Source organism: Streptomyces sp. NPDC000878 (assembly GCF_053599695.1).
The window spans coordinates 1-17,091 of the sequence record NZ_JBSFMT010000053.1 but is presented as its reverse complement, the minus strand read 5'-3'; the positions used below and the strand labels follow the sequence as shown (position 1 = coordinate 17,091).

Annotated in this window: 14 protein-coding genes, 1 tRNA gene and 1 pseudogene; 8 read left to right on the top strand and 8 right to left on the bottom strand. The window is 70.0% G+C overall.

Annotated elements, in window-relative coordinates:
- Complete coding sequence (locus ACWDR4_RS34625; protein ID WP_450414293.1) at positions 1-270, top strand: hypothetical protein; 270 nt, start codon at positions 1-3, stop codon at positions 268-270.
- 83 nt (positions 271-353) lie between these two features.
- Here ACWDR4_RS34625 and ACWDR4_RS34620 read toward each other — a convergent pair whose 3' ends face one another.
- Positions 354-1,379: a hypothetical protein gene (locus ACWDR4_RS34620; protein ID WP_450414292.1), complete on the bottom strand. Its 1,026-nt coding sequence runs from the start codon at positions 1,377-1,379 to the stop codon at positions 354-356.
- A 410-nt stretch (positions 1,380-1,789) separates the two neighbouring features.
- On the bottom strand, positions 1,790-2,119 hold the full coding sequence (locus ACWDR4_RS34615; RefSeq protein WP_450414290.1) for an HD domain-containing protein: 330 nt from the start codon (positions 2,117-2,119) through the stop codon (positions 1,790-1,792).
- Positions 2,120-2,427: 308 nt separating this feature from the next.
- Here ACWDR4_RS34615 and ACWDR4_RS34610 point away from each other — a divergent pair, with 308 nt between their 5' ends.
- On the top strand, positions 2,428-2,790 hold the full coding sequence (locus ACWDR4_RS34610) for a hypothetical protein (protein WP_450414288.1): 363 nt from the start codon (positions 2,428-2,430) through the stop codon (positions 2,788-2,790).
- A 394-nt stretch (positions 2,791-3,184) separates the two neighbouring features.
- Here the strand turns inward: ACWDR4_RS34610 and ACWDR4_RS34605 are convergent, their stop codons facing one another.
- Complete coding sequence (locus ACWDR4_RS34605) at positions 3,185-3,550, bottom strand: beta/gamma crystallin domain-containing protein (protein WP_450414286.1); 366 nt, start codon at positions 3,548-3,550, stop codon at positions 3,185-3,187.
- Positions 3,551-3,888: 338 nt separating this feature from the next.
- Between ACWDR4_RS34605 and ACWDR4_RS34600 the strand changes: the two genes are divergently transcribed.
- Positions 3,889-5,310, top strand: coding sequence for an ATP-binding protein (locus tag ACWDR4_RS34600; protein WP_450414284.1), 1,422 nt, complete (start codon positions 3,889-3,891; stop codon positions 5,308-5,310).
- A gap of 7 nt (positions 5,311-5,317) precedes the next feature.
- Here ACWDR4_RS34600 and ACWDR4_RS34595 read toward each other — a convergent pair.
- A pseudogene (locus tag ACWDR4_RS34595) lies at positions 5,318-6,365 on the bottom strand (saccharopine dehydrogenase family protein).
- A gap of 98 nt (positions 6,366-6,463) precedes the next feature.
- Here ACWDR4_RS34595 and ACWDR4_RS34590 point away from each other — a divergent pair.
- The 4 genes from ACWDR4_RS34590 (at position 6,464) to ACWDR4_RS34575 (ending at position 12,256) form a co-directional block, all read left to right on the top strand.
- The gene (locus tag ACWDR4_RS34590) at positions 6,464-7,441 is read left to right on the top strand and encodes a helix-turn-helix domain-containing protein (RefSeq protein ID WP_450414283.1); all 978 of its coding nucleotides are present in this window, start codon (positions 6,464-6,466) and stop codon (positions 7,439-7,441) included.
- Positions 7,442-7,564: 123 nt separating this feature from the next.
- A complete protein-coding gene (locus tag ACWDR4_RS34585) occupies positions 7,565-9,262 on the top strand; it encodes a cellulase family glycosylhydrolase (protein WP_450414281.1) in 1,698 nt (565 codons plus the stop codon).
- Positions 9,263-9,420: 158 nt separating this feature from the next.
- On the top strand, positions 9,421-10,557 hold the full coding sequence (locus ACWDR4_RS34580) for a Clp protease N-terminal domain-containing protein (protein WP_450414280.1): 1,137 nt from the start codon (positions 9,421-9,423) through the stop codon (positions 10,555-10,557).
- 154 nt (positions 10,558-10,711) lie between these two features.
- The gene (locus ACWDR4_RS34575; protein WP_450414278.1) at positions 10,712-12,256 is read left to right on the top strand and encodes a hypothetical protein; all 1,545 of its coding nucleotides are present in this window, start codon (positions 10,712-10,714) and stop codon (positions 12,254-12,256) included.
- Positions 12,257-12,410: 154 nt separating this feature from the next.
- Here ACWDR4_RS34575 and ACWDR4_RS34570 read toward each other — a convergent pair.
- Positions 12,411-12,483: transfer RNA gene (locus ACWDR4_RS34570), tRNA-Arg, on the bottom strand.
- A gap of 278 nt (positions 12,484-12,761) precedes the next feature.
- Positions 12,762-13,391 (bottom strand): hypothetical protein, encoded by a 630-nt coding sequence (locus ACWDR4_RS34565; RefSeq protein WP_450414277.1) that lies wholly within the window; start codon positions 13,389-13,391, stop codon positions 12,762-12,764.
- 440 nt (positions 13,392-13,831) lie between these two features.
- Between ACWDR4_RS34565 and ACWDR4_RS34560 the strand changes: the two genes are divergently transcribed.
- Positions 13,832-14,005: a hypothetical protein gene (locus ACWDR4_RS34560; protein WP_450414275.1), complete on the top strand. Its 174-nt coding sequence runs from the start codon at positions 13,832-13,834 to the stop codon at positions 14,003-14,005.
- 446 nt (positions 14,006-14,451) lie between these two features.
- Here the strand turns inward: ACWDR4_RS34560 and ACWDR4_RS34555 are convergent, their stop codons facing one another.
- Positions 14,452-15,819: an aldehyde dehydrogenase family protein gene (locus ACWDR4_RS34555; protein WP_450414273.1), complete on the bottom strand. Its 1,368-nt coding sequence runs from the start codon at positions 15,817-15,819 to the stop codon at positions 14,452-14,454.
- Positions 15,819-16,919 (bottom strand): phenazine antibiotic biosynthesis protein, encoded by a 1,101-nt coding sequence (locus tag ACWDR4_RS34550; RefSeq protein WP_450414271.1) that lies wholly within the window; start codon positions 16,917-16,919, stop codon positions 15,819-15,821. The genes ACWDR4_RS34555 and ACWDR4_RS34550 overlap by 1 nt, the downstream gene beginning before the upstream one ends.
- Between the last annotated feature and the right edge of the window lie 172 nt (positions 16,920-17,091).

Here is a 17,091-nt window from a genome sequence, read left to right as displayed (position 1 = left end):
GTGGCGCGGACAGTGCAGGTCGAACTGGCGGGCTTCACCGATCTGTACCGAGATCTGGAGAGCTACGTGGTGTCTCTGGACCGGGTGCTGTCGAGGATCGGTGCGGGCGACGACCCCGGCATTCTTGTGGACTACGTGGTCGAGCACGGCCTTCCCGCGCGACTGGCACGGGATCGCAGATTCGTGATCGACTCCCTGGAGAGCGTCATCGGGGCAGAGGCCGTGGAGGAAATCGCCGAACAGGTCAAGGTGTACGGCGACCCCGATTAGGAACGCGGCCCCGTCGAGAGTCTGACGGGACATCGAAGAGCCAAGGGCTCACCAGCGGCAGCGCTGGTGAGCCCTTCGGGCGTTCAGGCGGCTGCCGTGGTTGTCCGTTCGTACGCCTCAGGCGCGCTGAGGCACGCGCATCCCGGCACGCACCTGCGCGGCCAGGGCACGGCCGGATCGGGCCGGCGCGCCGACTGCCCAGGCGCTCCAGGCCCGTTCCTGTCCAGGCCACGACAGCCCCGGCACAGCCCACCGGGCAGCGCCTCCGGCCGCCCCGGCACCCCACAGTCCGTGCACTCCATCAGCAGACTGCGCCGGGGCCCGGGAGTCGGCGGTACGACAGCCCGCTCGGGCGGCATCTTGTCGACCAGCCGCCGCCGGACGAGCGCCCGGGGCGAGTGCACGGCGTCCGGAAGTCCGGCGAGGAGTGCGTGGGTGAGGTGCTCGGGAGACGCGCCCCGGGCCACCCACTCGGCGGCCAGCTGTTCCAGGGCCGAGCAGTCGGCGGCGGACAGGGCGAGACGCGGTTCCTTGAGGCCGAGCCGGGCGAGGGTGTCGTACGCGGCGGAGGGGACCGAACTCTGTTCGGGGCGAGGTGAGTTGGGGTTCCGGGACGGTACGGCGTCGGAGGCTTCCGGGTCTTCGTCGGCGTCCGGCGGCTCCTGGGCGTCTGCCTCCTCCGAGGTTGCCGTGGGCGCCCCGGGAGCCACGTCACCCCTGAGGAAGCCGGCCCACCATTCGTTGTCACGTGCGGTACGCGACCAGTAGGTGTGGAAGACCCACCGAGTGCCGCTCGCCCCCTCACCGGACGGGACCTGGCTACGCACCCGGCGCAGATGCCCGGCCACCCCGAGTTCGTTGAGGGTGGTGCGCACGGCCGCCTGGCCGTAGAGGGGCTGCGCCTTGGCGATGGTCTTGGCGTCCATGGCCGCGTTCTCGCAGAGCCGGTCAAGGAGGCTCGCGAGGTAGGCGGCGCGGGCCGGGAGGTGGTCGAAGTCGCCCTTCCGGGGCGGCGACTGGTCAGGCGCGGAGCGCTTGCCGTAGCCGGGTTTGGCCGGGGGATGGGCTGCGGGGTCGGGCAGGGCAGCGATAAAGTCGTCGTACGCCACGAGATCTCCTACTGGATCTTGTCGGTCAGACCCCGGCGGGTGTTGGTAGCACCCGACCGGGGTTGTTTGTTGCCGCGAACGCTAGACGGTCACCACGGCGCGTCGCAAGCCGGTCACGAAAAGTCACATCCGCTGGTATGGGCGGCAGTTGAGGCGCGAGCGCGGCCCGCGCCAAGACCGGGGGAGGGTGGGAGGGTGGGTTCAACTTCCCGCCCATTCCATACAAAAGGGGCTCGGATCTCGGCGCCTGGAGCTTGGGGCTCAGGCTTCGCTGGGTTGCGGGTGCGAGGGGGCGGGGGAGCGAGGGAGACGGTGCGGACATCGACTCGGGCACGGGAACTCGGGTCCTGAACTCCGAGCCCCGAGGGCTTCCCCCGTCAGCCCCGCTTCTCCCCGAGCGCCGCCCGCAATCACTCCAGCGACCCCGTAGCGAGCACCGCATCGGCGAGTTCATTGGCCGACTTCGTGACGAGCCGCCCCCGGCTGTTGTCGATCCAGCGCTGCGCGTTCTCGTACCCCTGGGCCTTGTACTCGACCCCCTGGATCATGCACTCCAGCTTGTCGGCGTCCCGGGCGGGGTCGGCGCCTTCGACCTTCGCGAGCAGCGCGGTACGCCAGGAGTGCTCGGCCACCGACTCGGGGTCGCGTACGCCGGCCATCCACCACCCGGTCCGCCTGGTCTGCTTCAGCGCGCCCGCCTCGTACAGGAACCACGCCACCGCGGACAGGTCCTCAGCCACCGTCGGACTCCTCTCACGCCTCGGCGAGGCGGATCGCGTGCCGGATGTTCTCCAGCTCCCGGCGCCCGCGCGCCGACAGCTCCCGGCTGTCCAACATCACGGGCGGCCCGCCGTCAGTTGTCGTCGACGCCACCTGAACTGCCGCCGCCCGGCACGGGATCCCGTCAGGACCCGAGTACGTCCATGAGGTGGTCGTCGAGGTCGGCCACCCACTCCTCCCGCCGCCACGGCCGTAGCTCCTGCCGCGCCCGCCGGAGCCGGATCGCAGGCACCCGACCGCCCGTCGCCGTCGCCCCGCTCACGCACTCGTGCAGCAGATCGGCCGCGGCCCTCGGTTCCCCGAGGCGGATGCGGGCAAGTGCCTGGTCGGTCCGGACGATCGCGCGCTGCACCTGCTCTCGCGGCGCGGAAAGTGCTGCCGCCGAGCGCGCGAACCGATCCTGCGCAACCGCCGCATCACCGACGTACAACTCGCAGACGCCTTCGAAGCCACGGAGGTACGCGGGCGTGAACGAGGTCGGCGCGGGGTCGTCGGCGTGGTCGGCCTCGATGTCGACCTGAACGACGAGAAGTACACCTCGTACGACAAGTTCTCCGCTTCAGCAGGCGGCGACACGGTGCACCTGCATGTCGAGTGCCCGCCGAAGGCCGGCCTGTCGGCGCGCGGGTAAGAAGCGCTTGCGCCAAAGGCCATCCTCCCGTCCCTGCCGGCCCCGCGCAGCCGTCGCGCTGTGCGGGGCCACCCCTGTCTCTGCGAAAGTGCGCCCATGCTGACCGCAAGGCGACCTTCCAGGGCCCAGCGGTCGCCGTTCGGGTCGGGCAGTGGAGCGGCTGGGCGTTCGCCTTCGAGCGGGGCGACGACGGCACGGTAACGGCCGTGGAACTGTGGGTCGTTGACGGTGCGTGGGCGCGGTCCGAGGGCGGGACCCGTACGACAGGCCGGGCCGCGCCTGCCAAGCGAGCAGGCACCGGTCGTGGAAGGGCAGGGCTGCGGCAAGCGGCCATGTCGGCCAGGGACGGCGACCTAGCAGGACCGCCGTCCCGTACGGCCGGTCAGCCGGTGCTTCAGAGGATCCTGACCTTGTTGATGCTGACCCCACCGGGGTGGTTCGGCCAGGTCATGACGGTCCACTTGTTGATGCCCTGAGCGGGCTGCCAGCTTCCGTCACCGAGCCACTGGACGCGGTTGTTGCCCGTCGAGATCCGGGTGACCCACCAGTTCGTGGAGATCAGGTTGGCCTCTCCGGCGTTGGCGTAACACCGCATCTGCGAGCTCTCGCCGGGCCGGTGGATGGTGATCTGCAGGAAGTCGGTCCTGCTGCACGTGCCTTCGTTGATCGCGAACGCGCTCGTCGCGCCGACGGTGAGTGAGGCCGTCACCGCGACGGACGTGAGCGCGGCCAGGACCGCGTGTCTGGCGATTTGCTTCATGGGGGGTTGTCCACCTTCCAGGAGCAGAGGCGGAGCGACCCTTCGGGACGAACTCGCCTCGCGTGCCACTCCGTTGAGGCGATCTTCTTCCGCCGCCCGGCCACTGACCAGCCCGAGGAGGCGGAGCTGCCCGAAGATACGGGAGGTCTGCCTGGCGGGCCATCGGCTACTGCCCGGGGAAGGAGCGGTGGCCGAGCATGCTGGGGGACGTGGTGCACGCGAACGGGGAGAGTCGGGCACGGCCTCCTTGAGGAGCCGCTTCTGCGCAGGGCCGTGGGCGAGATGGTATCGACAGAGATAGTATCGATATCGATACCATTGTCTACGGGAGTGTTCTCATGCGCCGCTTCATCGGCAGGGACCGCGAGCTGACCGTGCTCTGTAACGCCCTGCAAGCGGTCGGCGATGCCGCCGGGGCACCCAAACCAGGCCAGTGCATCCTCATGCGGGGCAGGCGCCGGGTCGGCAAGTCCAGCCTCGTCGAGGAGTTCCTCCGGCGCACTGAGACCCCGTACCTCTTCTTCACCGCGGCCGGCGGTACGGCGGAGGACGAGCTGACGGAGTTGCTCGACGCCGTCGCCCGGTCCACCCTCCCCGACCGGGAACTGTTCTCGGAGGAGACCCCGACGCAGTGGAACGCGGCCTTCAGGCTCCTCGCGGAGATCCTGCCCGACGACCGCCCGAGCGTGGTCGTCATCGACGAGGTGCCGTTTCTCATGGACCGCATCGACGCCTTCGAGGGCATGTTGCAACGGGTGTGGGACCGGCTGCTCAGCCGTAAACCCGTACTCCTCCTTCTCGTCGGCTCCGACCTGTCGATGATGGAGGCACTGAACAGCTACGACCGCCCCTTCCACCAGCGCGGCCGGGAAATGGTCGTGGGCCCGCTCGACCCGGCCGACATCGGCGAGATGCTCGAACTGGAACCCGCAGCCGCCCTCGACGCCGCCCTGATCACCGGCGGCCTCCCGCTGATCTGCGCGGAGTGGCGGCCCGGCGCGGACGTGTGGGAGTTCCTCCGTGACTCGCTCGACAACCCGATCTCGGCGCTGCTGGTCTCCGCCGAGCGTTCACTGGCCGCGGAGTTTCCGCCGCAGGCGATGAGCGGGGAAGTCCTACGGGCCATCGGTACCGGCGAGCGGACCTTCACCAACATCGCGCGCGCCGCCGGCGGCATCTCCCACACCACCCTCACCCGGGCCACGGACGTCCTGACCGGCAAAGGCGTCGTGGCGGCCGAACTGCCCCTCTCCCTACGGCCGTCGAAGGAACGCCGCTACCGAGTCGCCGACCCGTACCTGCGGTTCTGGCTCGCGTTCCTGGACCCGCACATGGCGGAGATCGAACGTGGGCGAGGGGACCTCACCCTGAGCCGGATCAGGGAGCGATGGACGACCTGGCGGGGCCGCGCGATCGAGCCCCTGGTCCGGGAATCCCTCGCCCGACTCCTGCCGGACGGCGTCCTGCCCGCCGCCCCGGCGATCGGCGGGTACTGGACCCGCAGCAACGACGTCGAGATCGATCTGGTCGGCGCCGACCGGCAGCCGGTCGCCAAGCAGTTGCTGTTCCTCGGCTCGGTCAAGTGGCTGGAGAACTCCGCGTTCGACAGCCACGACCTGGCCGCACTGCAGAAGCACCGCGCGGCGATCACCGACGAGCCGGTACCGCTCGTGGCGGTCTCCCGCAACGGGGTCAGCTGTACCGGGCTCCAGGCGGTGTACGGTCCCGAGGAACTCCTCGGTGCCTGGCGCAGGAGTTGACGGGCGCCTACCGAAGCACTTCGACCGAGATGTGCGCCGACAGAGCGCCCAGGAAATCGGTCGCGTCGAACACCGCCCCCGCCGACACCACCCCCACCCCCCCGACCCCGCCCCGCCAACACCCACCCCACAGCCTCCACAGCCAACGGCGCACTCACCGCGTAAATATCCCGCCCCCGAGCCACTGCCCGCCGCTCCACCCCACCAGCGCGTACGACGACATCGACGACGAACGTCTGCGCGGACCGCCCGTCCTCGTCGACCGCGACCGGTGCCGGGGTGTCCGGTGCGGACAGCTCCTTGGCCGCGTCCGCCGCCATATAACCGCGCACCTCGGGAATGGCCAGGTGGCTCGGGACAGTCACCACATCCGCCATCGAGAACTCGCCGATCACCTCCCGGGTCCCCATCGGCTCCGGGAAGGACCACTTCAGGGTCGGGAGCGCGTCGTCGTGGTACTTCAGCCGCCCTCCGCTGTAGCGGACCCGGCGGCCGTTCCTGCGGTCGCGGGAGACGGCGCCCGCGGTGCGCGTCCCGGCGGTGGGGTGCCAGCTGCTCAGGCCGTACGCGATGTGCGCCTCGTCGGCCGACGTCCAGTCGCCCATCGCCGCGGTGACCAGCAGGTCGCTGAGGCCGCCGAAGAAGGCCATCGCCGGGATCACGACGGCGTTCGCGGCCCGGGCACGCTCCGCGAAGTGCGTGAACGTGTCGAGGTTGGCCTCGATCTCCGCCGCCACGTCCACATACGGGATCCCGGCCCGCAGCGCCGCCTCGATCACCGGCGCGGCGGTCACCGCGAAGGGCCCGGCGCAGTTGATCACGGCGGCGGCACCGGCCAACGCGCGGTCCAGCGCCGCCGGGTCGTCGACCGAGGCCGGGCGGGCGTCGAGTCCCGGGGCGTACGACGCGGCCAGCGCCCGCAGCTGCTCCGGGTCCCGGCCGGAGACGATCGGGACGTACCCCCGTTCCAGCAGCTCCGCCACCACGAAGCGCCCGGTGTGCCCGTACGCACCGAACACCACAACCGTCTGCCCTGATCCCGATACCGATCCCATGTCTTCTCCCCGTCGCGTGTCACGAACTGCTGCCATCCTGACCGCGCCGCCCGACCCGCACGAGTGTCCGGAACGACACACCCCGTACAGTTCCGGACATGGAAACCGGCACCGCCACCGCCACTGGCACCGTCGCTCTCGCCCTCACCGACGGCATGCTCCACTTCGAACTGGCCATCGCCTACGAGGTGTTCGGCGCCGATCTCTCCCACCTGGTCGCCCCCTGGTACGACGTCGCCCTCTGCGGCCCCGGCCCCGTCCGCGCCGGCCGTTTCCTGCTGGAGCCCGACGCCGGCCTCGGTCAACTCCCGTACGCCGACACGGTGATCGTCCCCGGCTGGGCCGACGTCGATCAGGCGCCGCCCGCCGAACTGGTCGACGCGGTGCGTGCCGCCCACGACGCGGGAGCGCGCGTCGCCTCCCTGTGCACGGGGGCGTTCGTGCTGGCCGCCGCCGGACTGCTGGACGGGCGGCGCGCGACCACGCACTGGGCGCACACCGACGTCCTCGCCGCCCGCCATCCCCTCGTCGAGGTCGATCCGGACGTGCTGTACGTCGACAACGGCAGCGTCCTCACCTCCGCCGGCAAGGCGGCCTCGATGGACCTGTGCCTGCACCTCGTACGCCTCGACCACGGCTCGGCGATCGCCAACACCGTCGCCCGCCGTCTCGTCGTACCCCCGCACCGGGCAGGCGGACAGGCGCAGTTCGTCACCGCGCCGGTGCCCGCGCAGGACGACCATCCGCTCGCCGAACTGTTCCCCTGGGCGATCGAACGGCTCGACCGTCCGCTGACTGTGGAGGACCTGGCCCGCCGGGCGAACATGAGTTCGCGCAACCTGGGCCGCCGCTTCCGGACGATCACCGGCACCACCCCACTCCAGTGGCTGCTGACCCAGCGCATCCGGCGCGCGCAGGAGCTGCTGGAAGCCACCGGCGACAGCGTCGACGCCATCGCCGAGGCCGTCGGCATGGGCACCGCCACCACCCTGCGCCGGCACTTCAACCGCACGATCGGCGTGCCCCCGGACACCTATCGTCGGACGTTCCGCAGCGCGCGATCCGCTGCCGGATGACGCCCAACACCTTGACGTGTCCCTGTCGCGGTGGGTTTATGGGAGCGCTCCCACGTTTCCGCTGATGCTGAAGTTTCTTGGCGCTCACTTTCTGGAGTCGCAGTGAGAACAACGAGAAGCACCATGGCAAGAAGTGCAGGAAGCACCACGCGAAAGAGCCCCTTAACCGTCCTGCTCGCCGCGCTGACCGCTTTGGTCACCCTCCTCGGCCTCCTCCTGGCGCTGGCCCCAACTCCCGCCCAGGCGCAGGCACATGAGGTGGCGGCCGAGCCACCCGCCACCCGGGCCACCGGCATCCACATCTCCAACGGCCGTCTCCTCGAAGGCAACGGCAACGATTTCGTGATGCGGGGCGTCAACCACGCCCACACCTGGTACCCGAACCAGACCCAATCCCTCAGGGACGTCAAGGCGTTGGGCGCCAACAGCGTCCGCGTCGTCCTCGCCGACGGTCACCGCTGGACCAAGAACAGCGACGACGACGTGGCCGCCGTCGTCGCCCAGTGCAAGGCCAACCGCCTGATCTGCGTACTGGAGGTGCACGACACCACCGGCTACGGCGAGGACGCCGCCGCCGGCACGCTCGACCAGGCGGCCGACTACTGGATCGGCCTCAAGAGCGTGCTCGCCGGCCAGGAGAACTACGTCATCATCAACATCGGCAACGAGCCCTGGGGCAACACCGATCCGGCCGGCTGGACCGCCCCCACCATCGCCGCCGTACAGAAACTCCGCGCCGCCGGCTTCGAGCACACGATCATGGTGGACGCGCCCAACTGGGGCCAGGACTGGCAGGGCGTCATGCGCGCCAACGCCCGGGCCGTGTACGACGCGGACACCACCGGCAACCTGATCTTCTCGATCCACATGTACAGCGTCTTCGACACGGCGGCCGAGATCACCGACTACCTCAACGCCTTCGTCACCGCCGAACTCCCCATCCTCATCGGCGAGTTCGGCGGCCCCGCCGACCAGTGGGGCGACCCGGACGAGGACACGATGATGGCCACGGCCGAGCAACTCGACCTCGGCTACCTGGCCTGGTCCTGGAGCGGCAACACGGACCCGATCCTCGACCTGTCGATCGGCTTCGACCCGACCCAGCTCAGCTCCTGGGGCCAGCGCATCTTCAACGGCGCCAACGGCATCGCCCAGACGTCCCGCGAGGCCACGATCTACGCCGGTACCGGCACCGACACCCAGGCCCCGACCACCCCCGGCACCCCGGCCGCGTCCGGGACGACGGCCACCTCGACGACCCTGACCTGGACCGCCGCGACGGACAACGTGGGCGTCGCCGGTTACGACGTCGTACGAGTGAGCAGCGGCGGTACGGAGACGACAGCCGCCGCCTCCACCACCAGCACGGTCACGGTGACGGGCCTGACGGCGGCCACGGCGTACACCTTCGCCGTGTACGCCCGTGACGCGGCCGGCAACCGTTCGCCCCGCTCGGCGACGGTGAACGTCACCACGTCCCAGGGCGGCGGCACCCCGGGTGTCAGCTGCTCCGTCGCCTACCGGGTCGTCGGCGACTGGCCGGGCGGCTTCCAGGGTGACATCACCCTCCGCAACACGGGCACCACCGCCCTGACCAACTGGACGCTGGGCTTCTCCTTCGCCAACGGCCAGACGATCAGCAACATGTGGGGCGGCACACCCACCCAGACGGGCGCCGCCGTGAGCGTCGTACCCGCCTCCTACACGGCCACGATCCCGGCGGCGGGCTCGGTCACGGTCGGGTTCATCGGGGTGAAGGGGGCGGTGAACGCGGCACCGACCGCCTTCACCGTCAACGGGACTGCCTGCGCGACCAGTTGATCCGCGTCGGCGGCACGGGGGCGGTGTTCCGTGATCGGGACGCCGCCCTCGCATTCCGTCGCTTGAGCGGGCCCCTGTATCCCCTATCCACAGATGGAGAAGGAGATCCACCCCTGGTGCGATGCGATCTCCACCCGCCGTCGGGGAGGCTGGATGCCATGACCGGCAAGAAGCGCGAAGACAGCATGGAAGCGATCATGGAGCCCGACTGGAAGACCGTGGGCATCCTGGGGGCCGCTCGGGGCGGCGCGCTGGCGACCGACGGGGCGGCCATCGGCACCGAGCACCTGCTCGCCGCCATCACCACGTCCAAGGGGGCCGCGCGCGAGGCACTCGCCGACGAAGGGGCGACCCAGACCGCGCTGTTGGCGGTGATACGGGGCCGGATGGGCCGGGACGACGCGTGGAGCGGTGCCGACGGCGCCGGGGGAAGCGTCGGCGCGCAGGACGTGCTGGGGGAGGACGGAGACCGGCGCGACCGCTTCACCGGTGCCGCGGCCGGGGCGCTGACCGCGGCGATGGGGCAGGCACGACGAGAGGGCGCGGCGAAGTTCGGCGCGGTTCATCTGCTGCGGGCGTTGCTGGCGGAGGACAACCGTGCTGGGGACAACCGCGCGGTGGAGTTGCTGGGCGTCTGCGGGACCTCCCCGCAAGCCGTACGCGACCGCCTCGACAGTGGCAGCAGCGATGGCAGTGGCAGCACCGGAGGTGCCGGCGGCCGGGAGGACGGCCTAGCACCCCACCTGCACGCCACCCGTGACGTACTGCTCGGCCGCGCCCCCTACCGTCATCTGCCCCTCTGGAAACGATGGCTGGTCAAGAGCGCCGGGAACAACCTGGCGTCGAAGCCCGCCTGGTGGGCCGGAATGGAGACCTACGAGCAGGCGCGTCGCCTCGGGGACAGAGCGGTGGGCACCGAGCATGTCCTGCTGGCGGTCCTGGCCACCCACGAGGTCGCGCTCCGGTACCCGCATCTGGCGGGGGAGAACGCTCCCGCTCCCGACACCCGGTACGAGGGCGGGGAGCGGCTGGTCGGCCTGGGCATCGACTACGCCTCGGTCCGCGACGCACTGACCGGCGACCGCGTCCGCCTGACCACCGACGCACGCTCCGTCCAGTGGTACCTCGACGAGGCCACGAGCCCGGGTCCGGGCCCGGGCCCGGAGGGATCGGCCGACTCCGGCGGCGATTCGCCGGTCGACCCGGGCACGGGCCCTCTGGTCGAGATCCTCCTGAGGGGGGAGACGCGGGCCCGGCAGATCGTCGAGGCGCTGACCGCCACTTCCGGTGCCTGACAGGGCAGTTGGCGCGCGTAGCGCCGTACGAGCGCAAGGGGAGAAGGGTGGAAGGGGGGAGGAGGCAGGACAAGACGAGTGGCGGCGGGCAACGTCGTGAAAGAGTTCGAAAAAGCTTGTCCGGTACGCCGCCGTTCCAGCAAGATCGTTGATCGTGCGCCCTGATGAACTCAACGCTCCTGAACGGCAGTTGTGGGACTCCTTCTCCCAAGGACGCACCGTCGACGTGCGGGACGCTCCGGCGTCGGCGCGGGCGGAAGAAGCGGACGAAGAGGAAGAGGCGGTCCGGGCCGATGTCGTCGCCGCGCTGCTGCTGGGCGCCGGCCCCGAAAACGCTCCGGGCGACCGCCCCGCGCTGCGCCTGACCGGCGCGCGAATCACCGGCCGCCTGGACCTCCGGTTCGCCGAGATCGCCGTACCCGTCGTCCTGACCGACTGCCGCTTCGACGAAGCTCCGCACTTGCAGGGTGCCCGGACCCGCGAGCTGGTGATGACCGACTGCGGTCTGCCCGGTCTGGTCGCCGACACGGCGCAGATCGACGCCCGACTGGTGCTCTCCCGCTGCCGGTTGACGGGCCCCCTCGTCCTCACCCGCGCCCAGATCAACGGCGACCTGGACCTGCGTGACACGACGATCACCGCTCCCGGCGGCGAGGCGATATCCGCCGCCCGCGCCACGGTGAGCGGCGACGCGCTGTGCGTCAACCTGACAGTCGACGGAGGATTCCGCCTCTCCGGGGCGTCCATAGACGGCGAGTTCGCCCTCGACGGCGCCGCACTGCGCAACCCCGGCGGTCACGCCCTGGACGCCTACCACGTCCGGATCACCGAGGACTTCACCTTCCACCCGGGGTTCAGCGCCGAGGGCCGGATCATCCTCTCCGGTGCCACAGTCGGCGCGGGCCTCGGCTTCTGCGGCGCCCGACTGAGCAACGCCGGTGACATCGCCCTGGAAGCGATCGATGTCACGGTCAGCCGCAACATCGACCTCGGTCGTGGCCTCACGGTCGAGGGCGGAATCAAACTCGACGGCACCCGCATCGGTACGGAACTCAGCTTCCGCGACGCCACACTCACCCACCCCGACGGCACCGCCCTGTCCCTGCGCGCGCGACCCAGGCCAGGGAGACCGACCTGCGCACCCGGCGCCCCATCGACGGCACGGTCGACGCACGCAACGCCCACCTGGGCACGCTGTGCGACGCCCCGGACACCTGGCCCGCCGACCTCCGCCTGGCCGAGACGACGTACGACGCCCTCGCGGTCCCCCTCCCGGCAGCCGAGAGAGTCCACTGGATCAGACGCACCGGCGACGGCTACCTGCCCCAGCCGTACGAGCAACTGGCCGCGGCCTACCGGAAACTGGGGCACGAGGACGAAGCGCGCACGGTACTGCTCGCCAGACAGCGCCACCGTCGCACGACCCTCGCCCCGCACATCCGCGTCTGGGGGTACGTCCAGGACGCGGCCGTCGGCTACGGCTACCGCCCCCTCCGCGCCGGACTCTGGCTGCTGGCCCTGCTCGTCTGCGGCGCGCTGTACTTCGGCCCGCATCCCCCGGCCCCGCTCGAAGCGGGCAAGGCACCGCAGTTCAACGCCGTCTTCTACACCCTCGATCTACTGGTACCGATCATCACCTTCGGCCAGGAAGCCGCCTTCGCCCCCCGGGACAGCGGCCAGTGGCTTGACTACACACTGATCGCGTCCGGCTGGATCCTGGCCACGACGGTCACGGCCGGAATCTCCAGGGCGATCAGCCGCCAGTGACCGACCCGGCACTCACTGGGCCCCCGACAGCGCAAGGGCCCTCCCGTCTCTCGGACGGAAGGGCCCTTGACCTGCGACTTTCACTGTGCCCTCGGCAGGATTCGAACCTGCGACACCGGCTTTAGGAGAGCCGTGCTCTATCCCCTGAGCTACGAAGGCGGGGCTCTGTGGGAAAACGTGTGGGACATTGCGGGGATGTCCGCAAGGTCCTATTCAGTCTTCCACGGGAGCCGGGCAGTGCGCTGCCTGCCGAAGGTTGCGCACAGGCGTCAGTGTAGCGGGTGAGCCTCGCCGCTGACTGAGGGTGTCGATGGCTGGTGTGGCCGGCTCGGGGGCTGGCTGCTGTGGCTCCGTACATGGGGACCCGTCGGTCGCGGTGCGAGTGGCCGAGGGAGGAGTTCGATGACTCGCTGTCTTCGCGGAAGCCGAGGAGTCGGTCACCGTGGTGCGTGCCCGGTGGGATTTGCCGGAGGTGCTCGGTGCGGTTGAATCGTCTGCGCTTCGTCCTGGGGTCGATGGCGCGGTCGTCTTCCGTCTCGTATACGGGGATCAGCTCGGTATGCGGCCCATTGCGGCACGGGATCTCGATTCGGTGACAGAAGCGCCATCATCTTGCACTTGCACTGGTACTTGGTCAGGGGGTGCGGATTGATTCCGTTGTGTTGCCGGGTGAAGACGATGAGGCCTCTACGGATCAGCGGTGCGCGGTGCTTGCCGCGCCAGGCGGTGTCGAAGCTGGCGGCGATGACTCCGGGGGCGCGGTCCGTCCCGCTCGGGATCCTCTTCCGGGGATCGGCGGCGGGCGCTGTCGGCGTTGAGGATGAAGCGGTTGTGTCATGTTGCTTCCTGGCGCACGGAGAAAGAGACGATCTTCTTTCCATGGACAATTCGGTCGCCTCCTTCCATTCGGATGCCGGCGTCGTGATCGACGCGGTGCCGTCGCCGTTGATCGTCTGGCTGCGATGCGGGCGGAGCCAATCGCCGCGTTTCTTCTTTTCGGAGAGCAGGCCGTGGGTGATGGCCTGGCTGATCCAGGCGTTTCTGCTCGCTTCGCGGAATTCGTGCACGGCGGGGCGGAGCTTCTTACCGTGGAAGTCGTTCCACTGGTGGAGCGAAGGGCCGTTCTCGGGGAGTGCGTCTGCCTCTTCATTTCTTGGCTGGCGTGCGTGCCGCCGAGGTGGAGGACGGGCTCACTCCTCGCCCTCCTCGACGGGCGAGGGCCGCCACTCGTATCCGGCGAGGCGGGCGGCGGCGTCGAGCGAGGACAGGCCGAAGCGGAGTGCCACGTCGGCGATCTGGCCGGTTGCGGCCAGGGTCTTCGCCGCGGTCCAGCTGGAGACGTCGCGGGGGCGGGCCGGACGTCCGCCCGGTGTGGTGCCGCTGGAGCGGGCGGTCTCGCCTGGTCGCGGACGAAGTCGGCGCGCGGGCGCAGGACTTCGCGGGCCCAGTCGTTGAGGGGGCAGTAGCGGGCGGTGATGCGGGTGGCGCCGAGGGGCCAGACGCGGTTGTGGCCGAAGTCGAGGTCCGTGGTGAGGGTGAAGCCGATCTCGGCGGTGTGCTGGCCGGACAGCAGCAGGCCCAGGACGGCGGCGTGCCGGGTGTGGGGCATGCCGCGTTCGGAGTGGAAGCGCAGTTGGTCGATGTCGGCGTCCGTCAGGTGCCCGGCGGGAAGCCGTGCTGAGCGCGGGATGGGCGGCAGGTGGATGAGCGGGGCCTGGGTGCTCAGGCCGAGGGCGCGGCAGGCGGCGAAGAGCGCGTCGACGGCCGACTTGCGCACACGTCGGGTGCTGTCGGCCGGGACGGGGGTCACCTGTCCGTGGCGGTTGTGTCCGGGTGCGTCGACGAAGGACTGGGCGACAGCGTCGGCCGACAGCACGGTGAGCGCGTCGGTCAGGCGGGCTTCGCCGGCCGGGTCGGTGAGGGTGAGCTGCCGGCCGCGCAGCTTCGTGATCGTGTACGTCCCGCTGTCGAAACGAACACGGTCGCTGACGGTCAGCCGAGTGGGCCCCTCCCTGACAGCCAAGGCTGTCAGAGGGCTTCCTGCCCGCCCCACCCACTCGTCCGCGGTGCGGTCCTGGCTGAGATGACCTCGGTTCGTGGAGTGATCCGGACCGCTCCGGTGGCGGCTCAGCCCCGAATGAATCCCTTGGTCCGCATGAGGAAGTGCGCGAGATATCCGTCATGCGGGATACCAGTGTCCGTCCAATAGGTCGGGTGGTCACCGACGTAGACGTTGGCGATGGACGGCTCGTCCACGAGCGCGTCGATGAGCCGCTCGTCCTTGGTGTGAACGCCCAGAACAAGGGTGTTGCGCAGAGGAGCGATTCCCGCCTCACGTGACCAGGGGGCGACCCACACGCAGGGGAAGGGCAACTCGACACCTGCCCTCGGGTCGTCCGGGTGCTCCAGCTGGTGCACCACCGGGCGGAGCACGGCGCTGCCGTCACCGAGTTCCTCCACGAACCCGGCTCCCCCCAGATGAGCCCGTGCACCCGCCGCCTTGTCCAGCACGAACTTCTCCAACGCCCGCGCGACAGTGGACGCTTGCACCGGGAGCACAGCCTTCTCGTCCTCGGGGGGAAGGTCGGGCAGGAGGGCAAGGCGGTCGGCGATGGCCTCGGCCACGGGCGCCGGGTCACCCTCGACGAGAACAGCGGTGGCGTTCACACAGCCGGTGCCCCCGTGGTGGCTGATCGAGTCGACGATGGTGTCCAGGTGCTCAAGCCAGTCCGTCTCCGCGGTGAGCAGGATCTTCGAGCGGCCGGGATTCAACGGCAGAACGAGCGGGTCATCGGCGTACTGGCGGATCACCTCGTCGCTGCCGTAGGCCAGGTCGGCGCCCCGCAGCAGGCCCTCGGCGGCAGCGTGGTCAGTAGGCAGCAGCACCACGTGGTCATCGCCGAACCCGGCCATGCGCAGGGCCGTCACCAGCCGGTGCGGGGTGAACGGCTCGCGTCGCGATGGCCGCACCGCCACCCGATAGCCCAACGCCAGGGCCTCCGGCCACAGCGTGTGGGTGCCGGGGTGGTTCCCGGCGGCATGCACGGCGAAGACCTCCCCGCGCCGGGACCACACGGCCCTACCCACGCGGGTGAGCGGATCGCGCCAGTCGCCGGCCGCGCCCCAGGGCCGAGCATGCTGCAGGTTGTTGTACAACTGCTCGGTGCGGCGCATCGCGGTCGCGGTGGCGGCCCGCACTACCTGGATCGGTACGCCGCCCACCCGGCTCACCGCGTGCTCGTACTCCGCGACCGTCTGGCCGTTGATCGTGCCGGTGGCGAACAGCCGCCCGGCGTGGGCAATAGCAGCGACCCGCTCGTCCAGCGGAAGCGGCGTCGCCCTGCGCAGCGCCGCCATGGCGCGGTCGACGTACACCGTCGGCGCCAGGCTCAGCTCAGCCATGGGCCGTCCACTGACATCCGCCACCGTGGCCCGGTTGCGGGAGCGGTAGGGGCCGGCGGGGCCGAGCACATCCAGCTGGAGCAGTTCCGCCATCAGTAGACCCCCTCGACAACTGCCGTGTTTTCGAAGTGGGAGACGGGAGCGATGTCAGCGACGGCATCGCCGATGGAGCCGGGCAGCGGCTCGACGCGGGTGGCCAGGTCCCGTTCGAGATTATTGGGGAGGAAGAGCGCCTTGGAGACGTGGTTCATCACTACCTGCCCCCGTTCTCCGTAGGGCACCGGTCGGCGGGTTCGCGGGTCCACCACCGAAAAGGTCACGTACGGCGAAAAGGTGTCGAAGACACAGGTGTCCTCCTCGCCCGCAGGCACGCGCTGACCGGCGATACCGAGAATCATCGTGCTGCCGTAATGGCCGTACAGAACGAGGCCGGGGAAGATCTCGGTGCGGTACAGGTGATGGGTATCCGGGTCGAGCTGGGTGCCGCCCCAGCGGATCGCACGTACCTTCTCATTGACGAGCGCAACCAGTTCGTCGCGCCGCACCAGCCGCTCCAGCAGCGCGGGAGTGATGGTCAGCACGCCGATGTCCTGAGTGCGCAGCACGAACTCCGCCTGGTCGACGACGTGTTCGGCGTAGGAGTCGGCCTCGTCCTTCTTGCCCGCTGCGATCAGCTTCTTTACCCAGCGTGGGTCCAAGTCGACCTGGAAGCCGTGACGTCCGTACGTGGCTGCCGAGCGCCGGAAGATCTCCCCGACGATGTGTGGGCCGGACGGTACGAGCCCGAGCCAATCGACGTCGCGCGGGAAGCCGTGTTCGTCGAGGTTGGCGTTACTCCAGGCGATCAGGCGGTCCAGCCAGTCCCGGGGACACACCACGCGCTTGGGCGCCCCGGTGGTGCCGCCGCTCTCGTAAACGCCCGCGATTTCGGGAGTTGGTCCGTACCCTCGGGGGATCAGCGCCTGGGCCGATACCTTGCGCATCTCGTTCGCGACGTTCGGGAAGAGCCGCAAGTCGTCGAAGGTCCTGACGTCCCGACGCGGGTCGAAGTCAAGCGACTTGGCCCGCTCGAGCCAGTAGGGCGATCCGGTATCCGGGTGGAAGTGCCACTCCAGAACGGCCTGGAGGTACTCCTCCGGATCGGGCCGGGTGTCGTACGGGAGGTCCAATACCGGGTTGGCTGTGGTCGACACGGTTTCTCCTTGGGATGGCGCGAGGTGGGAAGCGGCCGCACCACATCACTGAACGGGGGGAACCCCCATTGCTGACTTAGCCTCGCCGTTTCGGTTGGGGTGATGAGACGTCGTTGATCGTCAACTGTCGCGTGGGCAGGGTGTTTTCACCGCTCGGGCATGGCGGCGTCCC

Bases quoted from the DNA above. Each gene is read 5' to 3' on its own strand.
- ACWDR4_RS34580 (WP_450414280.1), top strand. From the start codon at position 9,421: ATGACCGGCAAGAAGCGCGAAGACAGCATGGAAGCGATCATGGAGCCC.
- ACWDR4_RS34605 (WP_450414286.1), bottom strand. From the start codon at position 3,550: ATGAAGCAAATCGCCAGACACGCGGTCCTGGCCGCGCTCACGTCCGTC.
- ACWDR4_RS34555 (WP_450414273.1), bottom strand. From the start codon at position 15,819: ATGGCGGAACTGCTCCAGCTGGATGTGCTCGGCCCCGCCGGCCCCTAC.
- ACWDR4_RS34600 (WP_450414284.1), top strand. From the start codon at position 3,889: ATGCGCCGCTTCATCGGCAGGGACCGCGAGCTGACCGTGCTCTGTAAC.
- ACWDR4_RS34585 (WP_450414281.1), top strand. From the start codon at position 7,565: ATGGCAAGAAGTGCAGGAAGCACCACGCGAAAGAGCCCCTTAACCGTC.
- ACWDR4_RS34590 (WP_450414283.1), top strand. From the start codon at position 6,464: ATGGAAACCGGCACCGCCACCGCCACTGGCACCGTCGCTCTCGCCCTC.